Here is a 20169-nt window from a genome sequence, read left to right as displayed (position 1 = left end):
CGGCCTTTTCGCGTTTTAGGGGATTTCCAAGTTTGATTCCGGGTTCGTGTTCGTGGCGGAATTCCCCGCCAAATTGGGTTCGGCGGGCAAACTCGTGTTGCCTGCGGACGTTTTGCCCCGTCAAGCTCGTTTTGGCGGGTTATCTGACCGCATTTTGGACAGATATTCCCCGCCAAAACGGTTTTGGCGGGGAATATCTGCGCATAAAGGGGCAATTGCCCTCATGCAATCAAAAAAATGGATCAAAACCAGAAGCACCTTCTAGTTCTGATCCATCGGAAGTGTGACCGTAAAAGTGGCGCCCTTGCCGATCGTGCTGACGACGCGCACAGTACCGTTGTGCTTCTTGATGATGCTTTTGACGATGGCCAGGCCGAGACCCTGCCCACCGGATTTGCTGTTGCGCGACGGCTCCGTCATATAGAAGCGCTCGAAAATCTTTTCCTGGTCTTCCGGATCGATGCCGATGCCGTCATCCGACACTTTCAGCACTGCCCGGTTGCCCTCCTGCTGGATTTCGATGCGGATGTTCCCTTGCTTCGGCGTGAACTTGATGGCATTGGCCAAAAGGTTCGTCAGCACTTGGCTGATCTTGTCCTGATCCGCCGTTATCAGCAGCGGCTCGCCGGTCACCGCCAAGGCGATCTGCTTTTTGGCGGCTGCGGCCGTGAAATTCGCCGCGACTTTCCGGCTCAAAGCCTGCAGGTCAAAACGGCTGAACACCAACTTTTCGTGGCTGCTTTCCATTTCGTTGATTTTGTCGATATTCCCGATCAGACGGGAAATCCGGTTCACTTCATCGTAGCAGATCTTCAGCCGCTCGCTGCTCGGCTCCCAGATGCCGTCAAGCATCGCCTCCAGATTGCCCTTCAGTGTCGTGAGCGGGGTGCGGATTTCATGGGCGATATCGGAAGAAAGGCGGTTCCGGATTTCCTGTTGGTTGTCCAACTGACGGGAAAGGCTGTCCACCGAACGGATCAGCGCATCGATCTCGACGATGTTCGTTTCCTTCGGCGGCCGCTCCGTATAGTTGCCTTTGGCGATTTCCCCGGTAAAGCGGCTCACCGCAAAGACCGGCACACTCAATTTCCTGGCGATCCAAACCGCGAAGAACAGCGATAAGGCGAAAGCCAGCAGTGCCACGATCAGCAGATTGTTGCGGATGTCGCTCATGAAGGCGACGTCATGGTCCGTGTAGAAGTATGTCCCCATCGTTCCGATTGCCAAGCTGCCGATTTTCTGGGCACCATCGTTAAGTTCAACGGTGGTCACCGTATATTCGCTCTCTGTCCCGCCCATCATCTCGTTCATCTGCGACATATGACTGGACATCATCTGGCGGTTTTCCTGCTCCTCCATCACGCTCGGGCTCCAGATCAACGCTCCTTGGCTGTCGTAGACTTTCAGGATAATGTCGGCCTGCAAAGCCTGCCTGCCGATCACCGCAACGGCTTCCTCATCCCAACTGTCCGTTTGGGCATAGACCGTTTCGATTTCATCCGTAAAACCGGTTATTTCTTCCGTGCGCCGTTCGCTGACGTATTCCGAAAAGTGGCTGTCCAACATGCGCACGCTGAACCAGCCGAACAGCCCGATGATGACGCTCGAAAAGAGCAGGAAGGAGAGGATCAGGTTCCAACCGATTGTCCGCCTCATCGCTTGCCACCAAACCGGTAGCCGCTTCCCCGGACAGTCAGAATGTAGCTGGGCTGTTTCGGCTCCGGCTCGATCTTCTGCCGGATGTTCTTGATGTGTGTATCGATGACCCTGTCCAAGCCTTCGAAATCCACCCCCTTGACGCTCTCAAGCAATTCCTCCCGCGTGAAGAGCCGGCTCGGATTTTTGGCCAGCAAAGCCAACAAGTCATATTCGGTAGCCGTCAAAGCGACTTCCTGCTGGCGCGCAAAAACTTGCTTCGTTTTGGGATAAATGACCAAGCCGCCGCCATCAAAACTCCATTTTTCTTCAATATCTGCTGGGGCAGCCCGCCGCAGCACGGTCTCGACCCGCGCCACCAGTTCCTTGGGACTGAACGGTTTGACCATGTAATCATCCGCGCCGATCTGCAGGCCGCTCAGGATATCCTTTTCGGATGACCTTGCCGTCAGCATGATGATGGGCACATTGGATTCTTCGCGGATTTTGGCGCAGACTTCCCCGCCTGTCATATCGGGAAGCATCAGATCCAACACGATCAGATCCGGATGGAAGGCAGAAAATTTCTCCAATGCCTCCGCACCGGTTTCGGCACGGTACACTTGGTATTTTTTGGCGGCCAGATAAGCCTCCACGATATCCAAAATATTCGGTTCATCATCGACTATCAAAATTTTCATGGGCACTCACCTCCGTCATAGTTTGCCTGATTTTCATTGTACACTGACCTGCCCCATCATGCCATTGTCCTCATGCTCGAGAATGTGGCAATGGTACATGAAGGTGCCTTTCTCGGAGAAAGTCACCGCCAGCCGGACCGTTTCGCCGGGATAAACGGCGACGGTGTCCTTCCAGCCTTGCTCATTCTCGGGCGGCTCCGCTCCGTCGCGCGAGAGCACCTGGAATTGGACGCCATGGATGTGGAAAGGATGGGCCATGCTGCCCATCATATCCTGGGCATTGTGGACTTCCCAGATGACTGTTTCGTTCAGGTTTTGTAGGGTATCGATCCGGTTCATGTCGAACTGGTTGCCATTGATGTTGACCATGAAGGACATGCCGCTCAGCGTGAACTGTTGGACAGCCGCGCCATCCGTCGCAGATTCCGGGATCTCGTTCAAAATTTCCGGCAGTGCAGGCTGCACGTCCGTCTCCTCCGTGACCTTCAAGGCAAGGACCGTTGCGTTCCCATCCATCAGTTTCACCGTGTCCCCCTTAGCGTAGCCGCTCAGGTCCACGACGATTTCCGCGCGTTCCCCCGGCGTCAAGGTAACGGACGTCAAAGCGACCGGCGCTTCGAGGAAACCGCCGTCGCTGGCGATCTGCTGGAACACTGCGCCATCTTGCAATCTGAACGTGTAGTTGCGGGCATTCGATCCGTTCACCAAGCGCAGACGGATCAGCTCATTTTTGACTTCCACGTAGGGATTGATGGTCCCGTTCACCAATAACGTGTCGCCGTATGTGCCGTCGGGACTGTACGTGCCTGCGTAATCGAATTGGTTGTCCGCATCAAAAGTCCGATCCTGCACAATCAGAGGAAAGTCATTCACCCCATAGTCCTTCGGTAAGTCAAGCTGATCGGAATTGTCGTCCTCGACAAAAATCAGTCCGGCCAGACCGGCATAGACTTGTTCAGCCGTCGTCCCCAGGGCATGCGGGTGGAACCACAACGTCGCAGCCTCCTGCTTGACCGTGAAATCCACTTGCATCGTTTCGTCCGGGCCGACCGGGTGATGCGGCCCGCCATCCATATCCGAAGGCAGCTTCAGTCCGTGCCAATGGAAGGAAGTGGCTTCGGACAACTGGTTTTCGGTCTTGATATGCACCTGCTGGCCTTCCTGCACGACCAAAACCGGGCCCAGATAGGAACCGTTGTAGCCGAGCGTCTGCGTCTTTTCCCCTTCCAGGAAGGCAGTTTCGCCCGCCTGTGCCGTAACCGTATAGGTGATTTCCGTTTCGGATTCAGAATCGGGTTCCGCCAATTCAGGCAAACGCAGTGCGGTCATTTCCTGCCCGCTTTCACCCAGAACAATGGTCCGGGTTCCGCCCATCATATGCCCCATCCCGATCAGATTGCCTGAGCTTCCCGCATTCTGGTTTGAAGTTGTCTCGTTCGTTCGGCTCTCCCCGCTGTTGAAAAACGCTGAAAAAAGATTGGCTGACACAAACAGCAACAGTGCCACAGAAGCGACCAAAGCCACAATCAACGCTGTTCTCCTGTTCATTTTTATCCGTCCTTCCCTTTCTGCTTCTATTGTTGCCTCCATTATACATCTTCCATGTGTAGAACAGATGGAGGATGCATTCGGATAGCCAGGAAACGGCAAAAAATCCCCCTCTGACCAGAAATCAGAAGGAGATTTTTAATGATCCGTTTTCAGCCGAAGAAAGCCAGCAGCACACCGGCAGCCACAGCCGATCCGATGACGCCTGCCACATTAGGGCCCATCGCATGCATCAGAAGATAATTGGCAGGGTTGTATTTGATGCCTTCCTTCTGCACGACCCGCGCAGCCATCGGCACGGCCGATACTCCGGCTGCCCCGATCAGCGGGTTGACTTTTCCGTTCGTCAGTTTGTACATCAGTTTGCCCATCAGTACGCCGGCAGCGGTCCCAATGGAAAAGGCAAACAGCCCCAGGAAGATGATTTTGATCGTGATCAGCGAAAGGAACAGTTCCCCGTTCGCCTTGGCGCCTACCGTGACGCCCAAAATGACGGTGATGCTGTACATAAGTGCATTCTGCAGCGTCTCCGTCAGTTTCGGAACCTGTCCGCTTTCCCGGATCAGATTGCCCAGCATCAGCATACCCACCAGCGCAGTGGCGGATGGGACGACCAGACTGACGAAGATTGTCGTCACGATCGGGAAGAGGATGCGCTCGTTTTTGGATACGGTGCGCATCCTCTTCCCGATCGTTTGCCGTTCTTTTTCGGTCGTCAGCAGGCGCATGATCGGCGGCTGGATGAGCGGAACCAAAGCCATATAAGAATAGGCTGCCAGGGCGATGACCGACAAGAGATGGTTGGCCAATTTTGTCGTCAGATAGATGGCGGTCGGTCCGTCCGCCCCGCCGATGATGCCGACCGAGGCCGCTTCCTGTGGCGTCATCCCCAAGGCCAAAGCCCCGAAGAACGCCGCAAAGATGCCGAACTGTGCCGCCCCGCCCAACAACAGCGTCTTCGGATTGGCGATCAGCGGTCCGAAATCGGTCGCCGCCCCGAGACAGAGGAAGATCAACGGCGGATAGATGCCCAAGTTCGTCCCTTGATAGAGATAATAGATCAGCCCGCCCGGTTCGCTCTCGGTGGGCGGCGCCATCAAGCCGGCCAACGGCAGGTTGACCAAGAGGATGCCGAAAGCGATCGGAATCAGCAAGTAAGGCTCATACCCCTTCTTGATGGCCAGATAAAGGAACGTGCAGGCGATGATGATCATAATGATTTCTTTATACGTAATATTAACCAATCCGGACATCCGGACCAAATCATTCAAAGCTTGAAGCATAGGAATCCCTCCCTTCTAGAGGACCAGCAGCGGTTGATCGGATTCGACATTGTCATTCGCTTGCACGAAGATGCGTCTGATGATGCCATCCTCATCCGCAACGATTTCGTTCTCCATCTTCATAGCTTCGAGGATGATGAGATTGTCTCCCTTTTTGACATGTTGCCCTTCTTTGACGAGGATGCGCAATATGGTGCCGGCCATCGGCGCCAACATCGTTTTCCCCTCTTCCAGCGTTCCGGGATCTGCGGCTGTTTCTTTAACTGCAGGTTTGGGCTCCCCGGTCATGACTGCATCATCGGGCAACTCCCGCACCTTGACATGGTAAACTTGTCCGTCAATTTCGATTTCATACTTTTTCATAAAAAATCCTCCTTTGCGATCAGCTTGCTGGCAATTATTTGATGCGCGTGACATCAACGATTTCGAATTTCTTGGCCGGATGTGCTTCATATGCCGCAATCAAAGCCGTTATCGCAGCCGCTTTGGCCCGTTGTTCATCAACAACGGCATCCTGCAGGACCGGCTGAACAGTTTCTTCGCGTTGCGCCAGTGCAGGAGCTGCCTGTGCCGGTTCCCCTACCAACTTATGCACCAGTTCCACCAAAAACCAAAGGCAAGACAATACGACAAAAACAACGATCATCGCAACAACGGTGACGATCAGACCATCTCCTAAATTGAATGTCCCCATTTCGTTCCCCTCTTCCTTTTAACTGCGGTACCGGGCCTGGATCCGGATCACCGCATCCGCTGACGCTTCAGGAGCCGGTGGTCCCTTTTCAGCTGGCTCATCTGCGATTGCTGGATGATAGACTTCCTCCAGATAGGCTTTGCCGACCTGCGGGAACAAGGCATACGTCAACACGTCCTCGTCCGTGCGCGCCAGTTCGCCCAGCTCCGACTTCAGTCTTTCGAACTCCGGCTCCAGATGATCCGCCGGACGATCGGTGATGACGGCATCATCGCCGATGATGCTGCGTCTGAACGCGTCATCCACCGGCACCGGCGTCTTGCCGTATTTTCCGTGCAGGTAATCCTTCACTTCATTCGGAACCATCTTGTAGCGTTCGCCGGTCAGGACATTGAAAACGGCTTGCGTACCGACCATTTGGCTCATCGGCGTGACCAATGGCGGAAAGCCCAGGTCGGATCGGACGCGGGGCACTTCCCGCAGCACTGCCTCGTACTTGTCGCTGGCCTTTGCCTGCTTGAGCTGGGAATTCAGGTTCGAAAGCATGCCGCCCGGGACTTGATAGATGAGCGCTTTCGGATCGACCGAGAGCATTTTCGGATCGAGCACACCCGAGGCGAGATACTTATCGCGGATCGGTTTGAAATAATCGGCAATTTCTTCCAATTTAGCGATGTCCAAGCCGGTATCGTATCCCAGCTCGTTCAGGACAAGCGCCATCGATTCGGTGGGCGGTTGGCTCGTCCCTTCCGCAAAAGGCGAAATGGCGCAGTCGATGATGTCCGCACCCGCTTCAATGGCGGCCATGTAGGTCAGCTGCGAAACGCCGCTGGTGGCATGTGTGTGGATGTTCAGTGGCACATCAATCACGGCTTTGATGGCCGGGATCAACTCTTTGGCCACTTTCGGCGTCAAGATGCCGGCCATGTCCTTGATGCAGATCGAGTCCGCGCCCAGCTCGGCCAATTCCTTGGCCAAATCGGTGTAGAACGGGATGGTGTGGACATCGCTGATGGTGTAGCAGATCGTCAGTTGCGCGTGGGCCCCGTACTTCTTGACGGCTTCCAAAGATGCCTTCAAGTTCCGCGTATCATTCAAGGCATCGAAAATCCGGAAAATGTCGATGCCGTTCTCGACAGCTTTGCCGACGAAGCGGTCCACGATATCGTCCGCATAGTGGCGGTAGCCGATCAGGTTCTGTCCCCGCAGCAGCATCTGCAGCTTCGCATGCGGCGCGCGCTTGCGGATTTGCCGCAGCCTTTCCCACGGATCTTCGTGCAGAAACCGGATAGCCGCGTCATAGGTTGCCCCGCCCCAGCATTCGAGCGCGTAATACCCGGCTTCATCCATCTTCTCCACGATCGGGAGCATATCGGCCGTCGACATGCGCGTCGCCATCAGGCTCTGATGCGCATCGCGCAGAACGGTCTCAGTAAAAAGCACTTTCTTTCCTTTTTCCAATCCGATCACATCCATTCTTTTCTTTGCTGCTACATCACAAAATCTTTTGTGATTTTTTATCTATCTGTGTTTCTGAAATACCCCCTTACAAACCAGGAAGTCCTCTAGCAACGCTCGCCTTTGTAAGCGTTTACCACAAGAATAGCTTACACTAAATTGACCGATAATTCAATCTGTAGATAAAAAATAGCAGTAAGAACAATGAGTCAATCCAGCTTGAGCACAGCTTCTTTCTATGCCGCTTCTATATAATCAAAAATAGTTTTCAAAAAAATAACCCATAAGCTTCTCCTTTCGAAAAGGAAAATCCCATGGGTTTCTTTAGGCTTTATTTTTTCATTTTACGTACAGTTCCTGCAGCTGCTCGCGGATTTTTTCAAAAGGCGTGTCCGCTTGCAGCAAAACAGCCACCAGATAAGCTCCCTCCACAAATGCCGCATCACAGATGATCAGCTTTTTATCGGTCATTTCACTTACCAACTTAAGATTCATCTTAGCGCTACCCAAATCATAAAAAGCCAATACATCAGGCTCTTCCATTTCTTCGAGAGCCGCCATGACTTTGTCAAAACTGGTGCCGATGCCCCCGTCTACCGCTCCGCCGACAGCTTTCACGGTAATATCCTGTGCTACTTGTTTCAGCAAACGGGCCAACCCGTCAGCGAGCTCCGTGACATGCGAAACCAATAAGATGCCGTACTGCTCACTCATCATAGACACCCGCTTCCAGCATGGCCTCAAAGAAATACCCGCAGGAGGCAGCTCCTGGGTCGACATGGCCATTGAGCTGTTCCGACACATAGGCCGCGCGTCCCTTTTTCGCCTTAAAATCCTTCGTGCTTATTACATGTTCATTGATCCTGTCCAACGTCAGGCGCTTATTCCGGACGTCTTCCGTGACCGGAATCCAAACATCCACTAGGGTCTTCTCCCGTAGTTCCGCTTGACCGACCTTCTTGATCCCTTCGAGTCCACTTGCCAGAATTCCCAACAGATCGTCACCTTCTTGCAGGGACTGCGACATATGCAGAAAGGCTTGCCCGTAAAGCAGGCCGGCTGCGCCTCCTGTCTTCTGGATGAAAGACATCCCAGCCATTCTGAACAGCTCCGCTGACCCGCTCTGCGTATCTTCCGCCAATTTCGCCTTCAAGTATTGTGCGCCCCGAAGCATATTGGCCCCATGGTCGCCGTCGCCAATGGATTCATCCAGCGTATTCAGGTACTTCTCGTTCATTTCCAACTTTTCGATGAATAGGCTCAGCCATGTTTTCGTTGTTTCGACAGTCAACATTTCCATCACCCGCCTTGGATTCCTTTTCCATGCTCTCTCTGTCTCCATTGTAAACGTTTTAACGAGAAACGACAATCGGGAGAATTTTGGGTAATGGCCTGCTGCTTGTCCGACTCACTGCCTTTTTGTGAGCAGTTGTGCCGCAGCTTCATCCAGTATCACCGTCACATGCTGATGAGTCTGCAGCACGCTCGCAGGAACTTCCTCCGTGACTGGACCTTCCAATGCGGCTTTGACGGCAGCGGCTTTTTCTGTTCCGAAAGCCATCAGGATGATCTTTCTTGACGAGAGGATCGACTGGATCCCCATCGAATAGGCAAAACGCGGGACATCCTTTTCATCCGCAAAGAAGCGTTTGTTGGAATCGATGGTGGATTGCCAAAGCGCCACTTTCTGGGTCCGGGAATCAAACGAAGTGCCGGGCTCGTTGAAGCCGATGTGCCCGTTCGTTCCGATGCCGAGAATCTGCACATCAATCGGATTCGCTGCTATGACTTCTTCGAATTGTGCGCATTCTTCCGCCTCATCCGCCAATCCATCGAGCAGATAGTTTTTCTTGAACGGTTTTGCATCGAATAAGTGTTCATGCATAAAGTGATGGTAACTGTGCGGGTTATCCTCGGACAGCCCCATGTATTCGTCCAGATTGATCGACGTCATTCCCGAGAAATCAAGATCGCTTTCCCGCATGATCCGGTACAGCTTCTCCGGCGTACTACCAGTAGCCAAGCCGAGCACTTTCGCCCCGCTTTCCATTTCCTCCCGGATTTTTTCGAATGCGCAACGACTCGCTTCTTCTGGATTCGCTTTAATGATTATTTCCATGATATGTAGCCTACTTTCCATTTTTATTGAAAACTGTTTGTCCAAAACTGATTGTTCGTTCCACGATGAATGCATCCGAGAGCAGCACCATATCCGCATCCTTGCCCGGAGCGATGCCGCCCTTTCGTGAGAGGCCGAATTCGCGGGCCTGATTGACCGAACTCATCTTGACCGCATCGGAAATGCTGCAGCCGGTGAAGTCGATGATGTTCCTGAAGGCATCCTGGAATTCCAGCACGCTTCCGGCCAGATTGCCGCTTTCCAGGCGGGCCTGCCCATCCTTGACGATGACCTTCTGTCCGCCCAACTCGCTGATGCCGTCGCCCATCCCTTTGGCGCGCATGGCATCGGTTATCAGTTCGATGCGGTCCGCACCCTTTTGCTTGAAGGCGATTTTCACCATTTCCGGATCGATATGCAGCCCGTCGACGATCATTTCGGCATAGATGCCGTCCTCAAGGAAGGCGTGTCCGGTCACACCCGGTTCCCGGTGGTGGAGCCCCCTTTGCGCATTGTAGAGATGGGTGATGTGCGTTGCCTTGGATTGCTGCAATTGGCTTCGGATCGCATTTGAATGCCCGACCGATAGCACGATCCCATTTTCTGTGCAATACTGTTCGAAGGCAGTAGCATCGCTCGTTTCCGGCGCATAGGTGACCAACCGGATCAGCCCGCCGCTCAACTCCTGCCACTTCTTCATCAAAGCCGCATCCGGCACTTTGATGTGCTCTTCCGGTTGGGCGCCCTTGAATACGGCGGAAATGAACGGCCCCTCGAGGTGGATGCCTTGGATGACCGGATTCTGTTCCGCGGCCTTGCGGATGCCGATCAGCGCCTGTTCGATATTTTCGGAAGATTGCGTCATCGTCGTCGGAAAATAGCTGGTGATCCCTTCCTGGTGCATCGCCGCAATCATCCGGTTGATGGCCTCCGCATCGCCGTCCATATTGTCCGCTCCGTAGCCGCCATGGCTGTGGACATCGATGAAGCCGGGCACCAATCTGCTTCCGGCTGCATCGATCACTTCCTCGTCGGCTTCCGGAACGTATTCCGACATCTTCCCGACCGCGCCGATTTCTTTCCCGAACCGGACGAACCCATCGGCGATGACGGTTTCTCCCGTATAGACTTCCGCATGGATGATCACTTTTTTCATTTGCGTTTCCCCTCTCCGATTCTGAGCTGTATTTTCATTGAGCTGCCAAAAAACTTGACCGGCTGCGCACTACTCCGTTTTTTTCGAATAGCCCTGCACATTTTTTCTCGTCAGATCCATGTTGTATTGGAAATCCTCGTCCTGCAGCAGGAAAGTCGAGATCACATCGATCAGGTACATCATCCCGAACTGCGTGTTGACGAACACCGTGTTGTTGACGAAGCGCGGGTGGTAACCGAAGCAGGTGACGTCCGCCAGTTGCGTCAGCGAACTGTTTCTGAAGCTCGTCAGCGCGATGATCTTCGCTTTTTTCTTTTTGGCGATTTCCAGTGAGGCGATCAGTTCCGGCGTTTCGCCTGAATTGGAGATGGCGATGACCAGTTCGTCCTCCTTGATGATCGAGCTGTTGATGATCATCAAATGGGAATCGGTGACGCCCGTGACATTCAGCCCCATCCGGATCAGGCGCTGCGCCAATTCTGCGGCTGTGAATCCGGAACTGCCGATGCCGTAGATGACGGTTTTTTTTGCTTTTTTGATCCAAGCGACAACCGTTTCGATCGCTTGGTCCTCGATCATCTGATTGGTTTCATCGATGACTTGCGTATAGTAGCCATAAATATCGTCGTAGACGGTCGGCATTTCTTTCGATGGGTGCTTGCTTGTCGCTGAGCGCAGCGCAATCTTCATATCCACAAACCCATCGATGTTGATGTGTTTGCAGAAGCGGGTGATGCTGGACGTCGAGGTATCCACCTTCGCCGCCAAATCCTTGATGTTCATATTTTTGATGGAAGCTTTGTTCTGGAGAATGTAATCCGCAATTTTTTTCTCGTTCGCAGAAAACGCGGAATACTGATTTTGGATCTCTTCGATGATGTTCATTGCCCGGTGTCCTCCCTTTTCCTCTTCGCAGATAGAATAACATATGAAAATAGTTTTTTCAATTATTATTTTATGAAAATTATTTTCTTTCGCGTTTTTGGTGACTGTTCCGATTTTGCGTACGCCTGCTGGCCGGAGGGGCGTGGCGGAAAGGAAGTAAGGCTGCCCAGCTCCGGCCAGCGGCGTTACCTCGGAGAACACCGGCAACAATCGGGCTGTCCTCCGGCAAAGCGGTGCTCATCGGAGAACGGCCCGGAATGCGAAGATCCAACTCCGGCGAAGCCTCCGTTCGCCGGAGAACGGCAAAAAACAACCGGCTCGCTTTTCCGGTTGTTTTTTCGGTGATCTATATTGCAGCCTTTGCTTACGTTCGGTTCCGCGCCAGCACATTCCGTTTTTCCATTTCCCGGATGATGACATAAGCCACCCCCGCTCCGACAGCTGAGCTGATCGCGAAGCTCGGCAGGAAGAGCATCAGTGCGGCCGTTTTCCCCATGATGAGCTGCGCCAGCAATGTACTCACCAACGAGCCCAGGATTCCCGTCCCTATCCACTCACCCAGTGCCGCGTAGCCGATCTTTTGCGTTCTGGCATAGAACAGGCCTGCGCAAACGGCCCCGAGCATGCTGCCAGGGAAAGCAAAGACGGTCCCCGTCCCCAACAGGTTGCGCAGCACGGAAACGCCGAAAGCCTGCAGTACGGCATACCCGGACCCAAGCCAAACCGCGGTCAAGACGTTCAATAAGTGCTGCATCGGCGCGACTTTTGCCAGGCCGATCGGGATGACGAAGAGGCTGTTGCTGACAACCCCGATGGCGATGATCAAGGCAGTGGTGACTAATTTTTTGGTGTTCATTTGTTTTCCCCTTTTCTTTTGATTCATTCATCTTGCAGCTTGCACTTCCCTAACTGTTTTCACTCCTTCCCCTGAATTTACTGAAAATAAAAAGACACCTCCCCTGAGATGTCTTGGATATGCGTACGGACTCCAGACCGAGCTCAGTTCCCTCCGCCAGTACGAACTGGATCAGGTTTGAAGGGTTCCGGCAATGCCGGTCTCAGCGCTCGCGCGCACCCCTACTGAAAGTAAAAAACGCCATATGATCTGATGCGAAAATCAGAAAATATAACGTTTTGATGTCTATCTATGCGAATAGTCAAACGCCACATTCCCTACGCTAGTATGAACTAGATCAGGTACAAAGAGTTCCGGCAAAGCCGGTCTCAGCGCTCGCGCGCACCCCCAGTGTTTCTCATTCAATTCTAACCAACATTCCGCGGAAACGCAAGCCTATTCCGAGGCTCATTCTTTCCTAGCGCTCGGATTCAGCACGACGACTTTGCCGAAACTGTCCTGGCTCTGCAAAAAGTCATGCGCTTGGGCGACTTCTTCGAGCGTGAAGACTCGCTCGGGCTCCACCGCAACGCCTTTCTCCGCGATGTACGCCAGCAGTTCGTTCAACTTTTCGCCGGAGACGTCACTCGAATGGAAAGTCGTCAAATAGCTGTTGCGCTTCAATTCCATGATCGGATCGAAATCCTCCAGGAACCATTTGCCGCCCAATTGGCTGGTGCTGCAGACGATGCCGCCTTCGTTGATGTGGGAAAGGCTGTCCTTGATCGTCGCAGGCCCGATCAGTTCCAGGATCTTGTCGAAAGACTTTTCCGTTTCCAACACGCCATTCCGTTCTTCGATGAAATCGGTGAAACCGGCATCCAGCAATCTCGGACCTTTTTCGGCTTTTCGAGTGCTGCCGCAGATCCTGATGCCAGGGAATCGGGCTTTGACTAGCTTGGCAAAGGCAACCCCCACACCGCTCGTCGCCCCCCGGACCAGAATCTGATCGGATGCTTGGATCTTCAAGTTCTTCATGGAACCGAAAGCCGTGTAGTAGGTTTCCGGAATGGCCGCCAGTTGTTCCCAAGGCAGTTCGGTCTGGACGGGGTAGATCTGTTCATTCGGCAACAGGGCATATTCCGCATAGCTCCCGTCGAAAGCCCGGCCCATCTCGCCCATGATCGACACCACTTTTTGACCGGGCGGCAATTTCACTTCATCGCTCGAACGTTCCACTATCCCCACACATTCGATCCCCAGAATGCGGGGAAATTTGACCGAGGGGGATTTCCCCCCCCGCGTAAAGATTTCCGAATGGTTGATGCCGAAGCCCATGACCTTCACGAGCGACCAGCCCTCCCGGATTTCCGGAAGCGGAACTTCCTGATGCACCAGCTTTTCCGGTCCACCCGCTTCATGCACAACGACTGCCTTCATTTCTTCGACATCCTTTCTTGTTTTCACAGCGACAGCATGCAGCTTGGCCTGCCTGATTCGGTACCGCAAAATTTCCTGTAGGCACAGGAATCGCACAGACTGGCGGCATCGGTCTGAAAAAGCGGCAGCGACTCGCCCTGGGCAACTTCCGTCAGGTGAAGCGAAACCGCACGACCTTCATGAAACAGGCCGGATTTCTTCGCCTGCTCCTGCTGCTTCCTTTTATCCAAAATTTCATATGTCCGTCCGTTCTTCACAAAATGATTCCCGGTTTCGATGAATTCGAAGTTCACTTGATGGTCCACGCAAGCCTGGTGCATGCTCTGCACCCATTCATAATGGCATTCCCTTGCCCCATCATAGTTTTCCCCGCCGACGATGACGCGTTCGATCTTTCCGGAAGCCAGATGCTGCGTCAAGTCGATTGCGCCGATCAGAGGTGCGGCCATGATGCCTCTGTGCTTGAAAGGCAGATCCATCAGCACCGGAATCCGCCTGTCGGCCATCTTCTGGTTTTCAGCCGAGACATTCATCCACACGTTTTCCCAACCGTCTCCCCAATTTTCGGGCAGACAATCTTTCACACGCTCGATCCGTTTCGTCAACAAGTAGAACAGCACATCCGAACGCTTCTCGATCATCTTCCAGACTTCATCGCGCCACTCGTCCGCTTCCTCCAGGAAAAAGTCCGAAGTCATGCAGACGCGAATCGTGGAACCGGACGGTATGACGTAGTCGCCGCGACGGTTCCGTTTCAGCGGACGATCGAAGCTGCTTTGGACTTTGTAGATCAGCGCGCCATCCTTCCCTCGTTGACTGTCCAAATAATACATATAACAATTTTGGCAGCCCGGGCTGACCTTTTTGCAGCCGTGCCACGGGTTCCAGATATCACTCAAGCGATCACTCCTTTGAAAGTGTCAGGCGAATCTCCGCTGCAGCGCATTCTCAAGGAAATACAAGCTGACATTGACAAGCAGACACAGCAAGATCGACAACGCAGTGCCCCACAACAGTTTGACGACACTGAATGTGCGCAAGCCCTCGAAAAGGACAGTCCCCAAGCCGCCCGCATTGATCGTTGCGGCAATCGTCGCAATGCCGATTGTCGCGGTCGCGGCGATCCGTATCCCTGCAATGATGGATGACAGTGCCAACGGAAGCTGGATTTTTCTGAACATTTGGTTCCGCGTCATTCCCATCCCGACAGCGGCTTCGATGATCGTCGGATCGATTTCCCGGATTCCCGTAGCAAAACTGCGCAACAGGACGTATTGGCAATAGATCACCAATACGATGATGGCCGTGTTCCTTCCCAGCCCGGTAAGCGGGATCAAGATGGCAAACAGCGCCAGACTCGGAATCGAATAAAACAGAGAGGTCAGGTAGATCAAACCGTCCATGATGCGCTCCTGATGCAGGCAGGCCAGGATCAGGCCGCCTGCGATGAGGAGCGCGATCGTCAACGTTGTCCCGACCAGTTCGATATGCTGCATGGTGGCAAGCAGCAGTTTTTCATGATAGGTATTCCAGTAAGCAATCATTTCAACTCACCCCAAAATGCCTCTTGTTCCTTTACGGTGGCGATCAGGTTCACGACAAATGCCGTTTTCGGATGGCGCATGATTTCCTGCGGCGTATCGAATTGGCAGATTTTGCCTTTGTCCATGATCAGCACTCTCGTCCCGAGTTTGAATGCCTCATTGATGTCGTGCGTGACCAGCACAAAGGTTTTATCGCCCAATTCCTTGTGGATCTTTTGCAGTTCGTTCTGCAGCTGCACGCGCGTGATCGCATCGACCGCCCCAAACGGTTCATCCAACAGCATCACTTTCGGATTGGCGGCAAGCGCCCTCGCGACGCCCACACGCTGTTGTTGCCCGCCGGATAATTGTTTCGGCTTTCTGCCGGCAAAAACTTCCGGATCAAGCTGGACAAGCTCCAGCAATTCTTTCACGCGCGCTTGGATGTCCTTTTTGTCCCACTTCAGCAGCTCCGGAACGGTCGCGATATTTTGGGCAACGGTCATGTGCGGGAACAGTCCGATTTGTTGAACGACGTATCCGATTTTCCTTCTGAGATCGACTTCGTTCATCCCGCTGCTGTCTTCCCCAAAGAAGGCGATGCTTCCTGCATCTTCGCGGATCAGGCGATTGATCATTTTTAATGTCGTCGTCTTGCCGGAGCCGGAAGACCCCAAGACCGTGATGAACTCGCCTTCCATGATCGCGAAGGAGATGTCATCGACGCCTTTCGCGTCCCCTTCCCCGTACAGCTTCGTCACATTTTTGAAATAAGTGCTGCCGCACTCTCGTGACTTCAGTCATGAATCAGGTAGTATGGTCTCGGTTCATTCTTTTTATTTTACGAACACACGTTCGCAGGTGTATAATGAAGCCGAAGAGGTGAGTATCATGCTAAAAGCTTATCAGTTCCGTTTGCATCCCAATCAAGAACAGAAAATCTATTTCGCCAATTGTTTTGGCTCCGCACGGTTCATCTTCAACCAGATGTTGGCTGACCGAAAGAAAATTTACGAAACCTACAAAGACGATAAAGAACTGCTGAGAAGCATTAAACCGAGGACCTATACATCCTTCAAAGAAGAATTTCCCTTCCTGAAAGAAGTGGATAATTTGGCTCTCGCAAATGCCAGCCAAAACCTGAACAAGGCCTACCAGAACTTCTTCCGCGACAAATCCGTCGGTTTCCCGAAATTCAAAACTAAGCACAAGTCAAAAGCATCCTATACTACCAACAACCAAGGCGGGAATATCCGGATTGTTGACGGAAAAATCAAATTACCGAAGATTGGTTTCGTCAAAATCAAGCAGCACCGGGATTTTGACGGATTGATCAAATCTTGCACGATTTCCATGAACAAGGCCGGTCACTACTTCATTTCCATTTTGGTGGAACAGGAAACAACAGAATGGCTGCCGGCGGAACACAAAATCGGCATCGATCTCGGCATTTCCGACTTCGCCGTCACCACAAACGATGCGGGCAACAGTGAAAAACACCCGAACCCGAAATGTCTGTGGAGGTCCGAAAAGAGAATCAAGAAAGCCCAACGCGCCTTGTCGCGTAAGCAAAAAGGAAGCAAGAACCGGGAAAAGGCACGCTTGGTACTGGCCAAGAAACATGAAAAAATTGCGAATCAGCGCAAGGATTTCCTGCACAACCTCTCCAACCAAATCACGGACGAAAACCAAGTCATCGTGATCGAGACGTTGCGGAGTTCCAATCTGATGAAGAACCACAAACTTGCGAAAGCGATTGGGGACGTCAGTTGGTTCGAATTCAGCCGGCAGTTGGCGTACAAAGCGGAATGGAAAGGCCGGACGCTCATCAAGGCGGACAGGTTCTATCCGTCCAGCCAAATCTGTTCCGCTTGCGGACACCGCGACGGCAAAAAGGCCTTGCATGTCCGTGATTGGATCTGTCCGAACTGCGGTATAACCCACGACAGGGACATCAATGCCAGCAAGAACCTCTTGGCTTTGGCCAATTAAAAAGAAAACCACTGAGGCAGGGACTGCCTTTTGAGCCTACCCATATCCATTCCCGCTGTCTGTAAAGACATTCGCAGGCAAGGAAGGAGTTCGTAGGAAGCTTGCGACTTGAGTCTTGAGTAGTTCACTTCTATCGCGGTTTGCAGCACGTAGTCTCCACGCCTCCTTAATTGATCAAATCGAAGTATTTTTTCGCTACTGCTTCATATTCCTGGCCATCGACATCCGCCTCGTCATTTTTCAGGATTTCATATTTCAGGCTGTTGTCGTAGACCGTCGAGCTCTTCCATTTGAATTCGCCGTAAGCTTTCGTCAAACCGGGCAGGCCGTCTTCGCGTTGATCGAATTCGCCTTGGGAAGCGAAGCGAAGCTCGGAAGCATGCTCCTGCAGATCCGATACGGTCTCGATGCCATATTTTTCGGCCACGCTCGTTTTGATGACCAGCCCCGCACTGTCATTGGCTTGCGTATAATCCAACCAAGTCATATCGAACTGCTCGTCATATTCCGCTTTGACCGTATCATAGACTTTCTGGGGATCGGTCTCCAGGTCCATTTTCAAGATAGCCAACAAACCTGTCCCTGTATATTCCGGATAAAGATCGATTTCATCGTTGGTGATCGATGTATGCACGACATAACTCGCAATCCCTGGAATCCTTTCGACTTCATAGCCGGCATCTTCCAACGCCAACGCATAAATTTCCGAAACCAGCAGATTTTCGGTGAAATCCTTGGATCCCACGCGGATGACCGTATCCTCCTCACTGCTGCCGCTTTCCCCGCTTGTGCCGGAACAGCCTGAAATGATCAGCGCCACCGCCAACATTGCAATCGTAGTAAAGATATTTTTTCTTTTCATCTAATCAACACTCCTTTTTATGATGTAATCAAGAAGGATGCTTACCGCTAAGGAGAGCACCGCTACCGATACCCCTCCGATGAGAAGCAGATCCATCCTGTTCAAGCCTAATCCTGTAAATATGAGCGTTCCCAATCCCCCCGCACCGATGTACGTAGCCAAAGTCGCGCTCGAAATGATTTCCACCAAAGCGAGCTTCACGCCGGTCAGCACAAACGGAAAGGCCAAGGGAATCTTCACCCGTTTCAGCAGCTCCCGATCGGTCATCCCCAAGCCTTTGCCCGTTTCGATCATCACAGCTGGAACTTCCAAAAAACCGACCGTCGTGTTGACCAATATCGGCGGAATACCCAACAGCACCAATGCGATCAAGGCTGGTGCCCGTCCGATTCCGATGAAGGAAATCAACAAAAAGAGGACGGCCAGGCTGGGAATGATCCGCAAAGCTTGGGAGCTGAGGGTGATCATTTGGCTGAGTTTCGGGTGCTTGTGGCTGATGTAGCCCAAGGGAATACCGATCAGGCAAGAAATACCGATCGCTTGGATGCTCAAGCCAAGGTGCTGATAGACGTAACTCAAATACTGGTCAAAATTCTGCTGAAAGTATAGGCCTATTTCATCAAGCAACATGATTGCCCTTCTCTCATTTAAAAAAAATAGCCGGAAAACTTTTCCAGCTCTCTGAAAACCCGCAAGCTGGATGTTCCGCTTTCCGTCAGGGAGTAGGAACAGCTTCTGTTGTCCGCGATATGATTGACCACGATCATATCCACTTGCAATCGCCAAAGGCTGGCGATAACCGTTTCTTTTTCCGCACCGGTCAAGCGGATAATGTCATTGCAGCTCATAGTCGGATACAAAAGGAAAAGGTACATAATGGCAATCTTAAGATCAGTGTCAAAAATTGCTGCAAATACCAGTACAGGATCCACCATTTGATCCACTCCTCTTTATCCTTTGATGGAAGGATTTCCATACTCTTACTATACACGTGGACAGGAGGGCACATAAGTAGGCACTTTTTGATTAGGTAGTTACCTTTTTGTAAGAAATGGCTGCAGCAATGCCTGCACACTATCGGAACGCAAAAAATCCTACCGTTTGAAGCATTACTACGCTTCAAACGGTAGGAAGGAAATGATGTGCCTTTTGGGAATCTCATAGGCTTGTGGAGAAGATCGGTTCTGCAAGCAGCTATTTTCTACATGACTTAGCTTATTTTTGTTCCATAAGATTATTTTTGATGTAGTCCGTTCCCCAATCACTCATGCTGTTGATGATCGGCCTGAGGGAATCGCCGAGTTCCGTCAAAGAATATTCCACTCTTGGCGGTACTTCAGGGAACACTTCGCGTTTGACGATACCGTCATTCTCCATTTTGCGCAGGTTTTCAGTCAATACTTTTTGGCTGATCCCGTCCACCAATCGGTGTATCTCGTTGAAACGTTTAGTCCCTTTCAGTAATTCACGCATGATCAGCAATTTCCATTTGTTTCCGATCAAATCCACAGTCGTCGCAACCGGGCAAAATGGCAATTCTTCTTTTGTCAGCATTCTGTTCACCTCATAGATAGTAAGTTTCTTTTTGTAAGTTACCCTGAATTATATACTTGAGCGAGCCGGATTTCAATATCCTATTCGATGTTCCTCTTGATTGTTTGCAAAAAAACAGGCTCCATTCGATGAAGAAAACATCGTCTGGAGCCTGTTCTGTGTGATACCGGCGGCCGGGGTCGAACCGGCACGCCCTCGCGGGCACTGGATTTTGAGTCCAGCGCGTCTGCCAATTCCGCCACGCCGGCATGATAGGATTGTTGCAAGTTTCCATCTTGATGTTGCTATGGAAAAGGCGGTAACCGGATTTGAACCGGTGATAGAGGTTTTGCAGACCTGTGCCTTACCACTTGGCTATACCGCCGAGATGTTGCTATTTGAAAAAACTGGGCTAGCTGGATTCGAACCAACGAATGACAGAGTCAAAGTCTGTTGCCTTACCGCTTGGCGATAGCCCAATAAAGAGGGCGACTGATGGGAATTG

21 protein-coding genes, 3 tRNA genes, 1 pseudogene and 2 riboswitches are annotated in these 20169 nt (G+C 52.2%); of the genes and pseudogenes, 1 reads left to right on the top strand and 24 read right to left on the bottom strand.

Translation table 11 applies throughout. The features are described 5' to 3' along the window. Window positions 1-261: 261 nt before the first annotated feature. The 17 genes from BMX58_RS12950 to BMX58_RS12870 all read right to left on the bottom strand — a co-directional run bounded on the left by BMX58_RS12950 (window position 262) and on the right by BMX58_RS12870 (window position 16038). Window positions 262-1656, bottom strand: coding sequence for a sensor histidine kinase (locus tag BMX58_RS12950; protein ID WP_068624733.1), 1395 nt, complete (start codon window positions 1654-1656; stop codon window positions 262-264). Next, window positions 1653-2336 carry a response regulator transcription factor gene (locus tag BMX58_RS12945; RefSeq protein ID WP_068624731.1) on the bottom strand — a complete coding sequence of 228 codons (684 nt, stop codon included), beginning with the start codon at window positions 2334-2336 and terminating at the stop codon, window positions 1653-1655. The genes BMX58_RS12950 and BMX58_RS12945 overlap by 4 nt, the downstream gene beginning before the upstream one ends. A 33-nt stretch (window positions 2337-2369) precedes the next feature. Then, on the bottom strand, window positions 2370-3884 hold the full coding sequence (locus BMX58_RS12940) for a multicopper oxidase family protein (protein WP_068624748.1): 1515 nt from the start codon (window positions 3882-3884) through the stop codon (window positions 2370-2372). A 152-nt stretch (window positions 3885-4036) separates the two neighbouring features. After that, window positions 4037-5167 (bottom strand): sodium ion-translocating decarboxylase subunit beta, encoded by a 1131-nt coding sequence (locus BMX58_RS12935; protein WP_068624729.1) that lies wholly within the window; start codon window positions 5165-5167, stop codon window positions 4037-4039. A gap of 15 nt (window positions 5168-5182) precedes the next feature. Then, a complete protein-coding gene (locus BMX58_RS12930) occupies window positions 5183-5530 on the bottom strand; it encodes a biotin/lipoyl-containing protein (RefSeq protein ID WP_068624727.1) in 348 nt (115 codons plus the stop codon). Between the two features lie 34 nt (window positions 5531-5564). Continuing rightward, complete coding sequence (locus BMX58_RS12925; protein ID WP_068624722.1) at window positions 5565-5861, bottom strand: OadG family transporter subunit; 297 nt, start codon at window positions 5859-5861, stop codon at window positions 5565-5567. 18 nt (window positions 5862-5879) lie between these two features. Next, window positions 5880-7322 carry an oxaloacetate decarboxylase subunit alpha gene (locus BMX58_RS12920; RefSeq protein ID WP_275425234.1) on the bottom strand — a complete coding sequence of 481 codons (1443 nt, stop codon included), beginning with the start codon at window positions 7320-7322 and terminating at the stop codon, window positions 5880-5882. Window positions 7323-7658: 336 nt separating this feature from the next. Then, on the bottom strand, window positions 7659-8036 hold the full coding sequence (gene dhaM, locus BMX58_RS12915) for a dihydroxyacetone kinase phosphoryl donor subunit DhaM (RefSeq protein WP_084254022.1): 378 nt from the start codon (window positions 8034-8036) through the stop codon (window positions 7659-7661). Next, window positions 8026-8613 carry a dihydroxyacetone kinase subunit DhaL gene (gene dhaL / locus BMX58_RS12910; protein ID WP_068624718.1) on the bottom strand — a complete coding sequence of 196 codons (588 nt, stop codon included), beginning with the start codon at window positions 8611-8613 and terminating at the stop codon, window positions 8026-8028. The genes dhaM and dhaL overlap by 11 nt, the downstream gene beginning before the upstream one ends. A 114-nt stretch (window positions 8614-8727) precedes the next feature. Next, window positions 8728-9438, bottom strand: a complete 711-nt coding sequence (gene nagB, locus BMX58_RS12905) for a glucosamine-6-phosphate deaminase (protein WP_068624716.1) — start codon at window positions 9436-9438, stop codon at window positions 8728-8730. A gap of 10 nt (window positions 9439-9448) precedes the next feature. Then, window positions 9449-10594 carry an N-acetylglucosamine-6-phosphate deacetylase gene (nagA, locus tag BMX58_RS12900; protein WP_068624714.1) on the bottom strand — a complete coding sequence of 382 codons (1146 nt, stop codon included), beginning with the start codon at window positions 10592-10594 and terminating at the stop codon, window positions 9449-9451. 69 nt (window positions 10595-10663) lie between these two features. Beyond that, complete coding sequence (locus tag BMX58_RS12895) at window positions 10664-11479, bottom strand: MurR/RpiR family transcriptional regulator (RefSeq protein WP_068624744.1); 816 nt, start codon at window positions 11477-11479, stop codon at window positions 10664-10666. 364 nt (window positions 11480-11843) lie between these two features. Next, entirely contained in the window at window positions 11844-12335 is a 492-nt protein-coding gene (thiW, locus tag BMX58_RS12890; protein ID WP_068624712.1) for an energy coupling factor transporter S component ThiW, read from the bottom strand. 131 nt (window positions 12336-12466) lie between these two features. Next, window positions 12467-12568: riboswitch (TPP riboswitch) on the bottom strand. A gap of 63 nt (window positions 12569-12631) precedes the next feature. Continuing rightward, window positions 12632-12734: riboswitch (TPP riboswitch) on the bottom strand. Window positions 12735-12782: 48 nt separating this feature from the next. Beyond that, entirely contained in the window at window positions 12783-13754 is a 972-nt protein-coding gene (locus BMX58_RS12885) for a zinc-binding dehydrogenase (RefSeq protein ID WP_068624710.1), read from the bottom strand. 23 nt (window positions 13755-13777) lie between these two features. Beyond that, window positions 13778-14653, bottom strand: a complete 876-nt coding sequence (locus BMX58_RS12880) for a DUF5131 family protein (RefSeq protein ID WP_084254021.1) — start codon at window positions 14651-14653, stop codon at window positions 13778-13780. 21 nt (window positions 14654-14674) lie between these two features. Next, a complete protein-coding gene (locus BMX58_RS12875) occupies window positions 14675-15298 on the bottom strand; it encodes an ABC transporter permease (RefSeq protein WP_068624706.1) in 624 nt (207 codons plus the stop codon). Next, the gene (locus BMX58_RS12870) at window positions 15295-16038 is read right to left on the bottom strand and encodes an ABC transporter ATP-binding protein (RefSeq protein ID WP_239420610.1); all 744 of its coding nucleotides are present in this window, start codon (window positions 16036-16038) and stop codon (window positions 15295-15297) included. Before BMX58_RS12870 ends, BMX58_RS12875 begins: the two co-directional genes overlap by 4 nt. Window positions 16039-16168: 130 nt before the next feature. Here BMX58_RS12870 and tnpB point away from each other — a divergent pair, with 130 nt between their 5' ends. Then, on the top strand, window positions 16169-17269 hold the full coding sequence (gene tnpB / locus BMX58_RS12865) for an IS200/IS605 family element RNA-guided endonuclease TnpB (protein WP_068624702.1): 1101 nt from the start codon (window positions 16169-16171) through the stop codon (window positions 17267-17269). A gap of 220 nt (window positions 17270-17489) precedes the next feature. On the opposite strand, the pseudogene BMX58_RS12860 reads toward tnpB, so the two are convergent. The 7 genes and pseudogenes from BMX58_RS12860 to BMX58_RS12830 form a co-directional block, all read right to left on the bottom strand. Next, window positions 17490-18131 (bottom strand): annotated as a pseudogene (locus BMX58_RS12860) (glycine betaine ABC transporter substrate-binding protein); the annotation flags it as partial. Further along, on the bottom strand, window positions 18132-18758 hold the full coding sequence (locus tag BMX58_RS12855; protein WP_068624743.1) for an ABC transporter permease: 627 nt from the start codon (window positions 18756-18758) through the stop codon (window positions 18132-18134). 20 nt (window positions 18759-18778) lie between these two features. Continuing rightward, on the bottom strand, window positions 18779-19066 hold the full coding sequence (locus BMX58_RS12850) for a hypothetical protein (protein WP_068624700.1): 288 nt from the start codon (window positions 19064-19066) through the stop codon (window positions 18779-18781). A gap of 280 nt (window positions 19067-19346) precedes the next feature. Then, window positions 19347-19685, bottom strand: coding sequence for a winged helix-turn-helix transcriptional regulator (locus tag BMX58_RS12845; RefSeq protein WP_068624698.1), 339 nt, complete (start codon window positions 19683-19685; stop codon window positions 19347-19349). Between the two features lie 164 nt (window positions 19686-19849). Next, a tRNA-Leu gene (locus BMX58_RS12840) sits at window positions 19850-19933 on the bottom strand. A gap of 45 nt (window positions 19934-19978) precedes the next feature. Next, window positions 19979-20049 (bottom strand) — tRNA-Cys (locus BMX58_RS12835). A 22-nt stretch (window positions 20050-20071) separates the two neighbouring features. Then, window positions 20072-20143 (bottom strand) — tRNA-Gln (locus tag BMX58_RS12830). Window positions 20144-20169: the final 26 nt, after the last annotated feature.

This window comes from Trichococcus ilyis, from assembly GCF_900109135.1.
Lineage (GTDB): Bacteria > Bacillota > Bacilli > Lactobacillales > Aerococcaceae > Trichococcus > Trichococcus ilyis.
The sequence above is the reverse complement of the archived record's forward strand: the minus strand, read 5'-3'. Positions and strand labels throughout refer to the sequence as shown.

Excerpts from the sequence above, each read along its gene's own strand:
- BMX58_RS12875 (WP_068624706.1), bottom strand. The coding sequence starts at position 15,298 with ATGATTGCTTACTGGAATACCTATCATGAAAAACTGCTGCTTGCCACC.
- thiW (WP_068624712.1), bottom strand. The coding sequence starts at position 12,335 with ATGAACACCAAAAAATTAGTCACCACTGCCTTGATCATCGCCATCGGG.
- BMX58_RS12930 (WP_068624727.1), bottom strand. The coding sequence starts at position 5,530 with ATGAAAAAGTATGAAATCGAAATTGACGGACAAGTTTACCATGTCAAG.
- nagA (WP_068624714.1), bottom strand. The coding sequence starts at position 10,594 with ATGAAAAAAGTGATCATCCATGCGGAAGTCTATACGGGAGAAACCGTC.
- BMX58_RS12850 (WP_068624700.1), bottom strand. The coding sequence starts at position 19,066 with ATGGTGGATCCTGTACTGGTATTTGCAGCAATTTTTGACACTGATCTT.
- BMX58_RS12845 (WP_068624698.1), bottom strand. The coding sequence starts at position 19,685 with ATGCTGACAAAAGAAGAATTGCCATTTTGCCCGGTTGCGACGACTGTG.
- dhaM (WP_084254022.1), bottom strand. The coding sequence starts at position 8,036 with ATGATGAGTGAGCAGTACGGCATCTTATTGGTTTCGCATGTCACGGAG.
- BMX58_RS12945 (WP_068624731.1), bottom strand. The coding sequence starts at position 2,336 with ATGAAAATTTTGATAGTCGATGATGAACCGAATATTTTGGATATCGTG.
- nagB (WP_068624716.1), bottom strand. The coding sequence starts at position 9,438 with ATGGAAATAATCATTAAAGCGAATCCAGAAGAAGCGAGTCGTTGCGCA.
- BMX58_RS12950 (WP_068624733.1), bottom strand. The coding sequence starts at position 1,656 with ATGAGGCGGACAATCGGTTGGAACCTGATCCTCTCCTTCCTGCTCTTT.
- BMX58_RS12925 (WP_068624722.1), bottom strand. The coding sequence starts at position 5,861 with ATGGGGACATTCAATTTAGGAGATGGTCTGATCGTCACCGTTGTTGCG.
- tnpB (WP_068624702.1), top strand. The coding sequence starts at position 16,169 with ATGCTAAAAGCTTATCAGTTCCGTTTGCATCCCAATCAAGAACAGAAA.
- dhaL (WP_068624718.1), bottom strand. The coding sequence starts at position 8,613 with ATGTTGACTGTCGAAACAACGAAAACATGGCTGAGCCTATTCATCGAA.
- BMX58_RS12895 (WP_068624744.1), bottom strand. The coding sequence starts at position 11,479 with ATGAACATCATCGAAGAGATCCAAAATCAGTATTCCGCGTTTTCTGCG.
- BMX58_RS12940 (WP_068624748.1), bottom strand. The coding sequence starts at position 3,884 with ATGAACAGGAGAACAGCGTTGATTGTGGCTTTGGTCGCTTCTGTGGCA.
- BMX58_RS12885 (WP_068624710.1), bottom strand. The coding sequence starts at position 13,754 with ATGAAGGCAGTCGTTGTGCATGAAGCGGGTGGACCGGAAAAGCTGGTG.
- BMX58_RS12935 (WP_068624729.1), bottom strand. The coding sequence starts at position 5,167 with ATGCTTCAAGCTTTGAATGATTTGGTCCGGATGTCCGGATTGGTTAAT.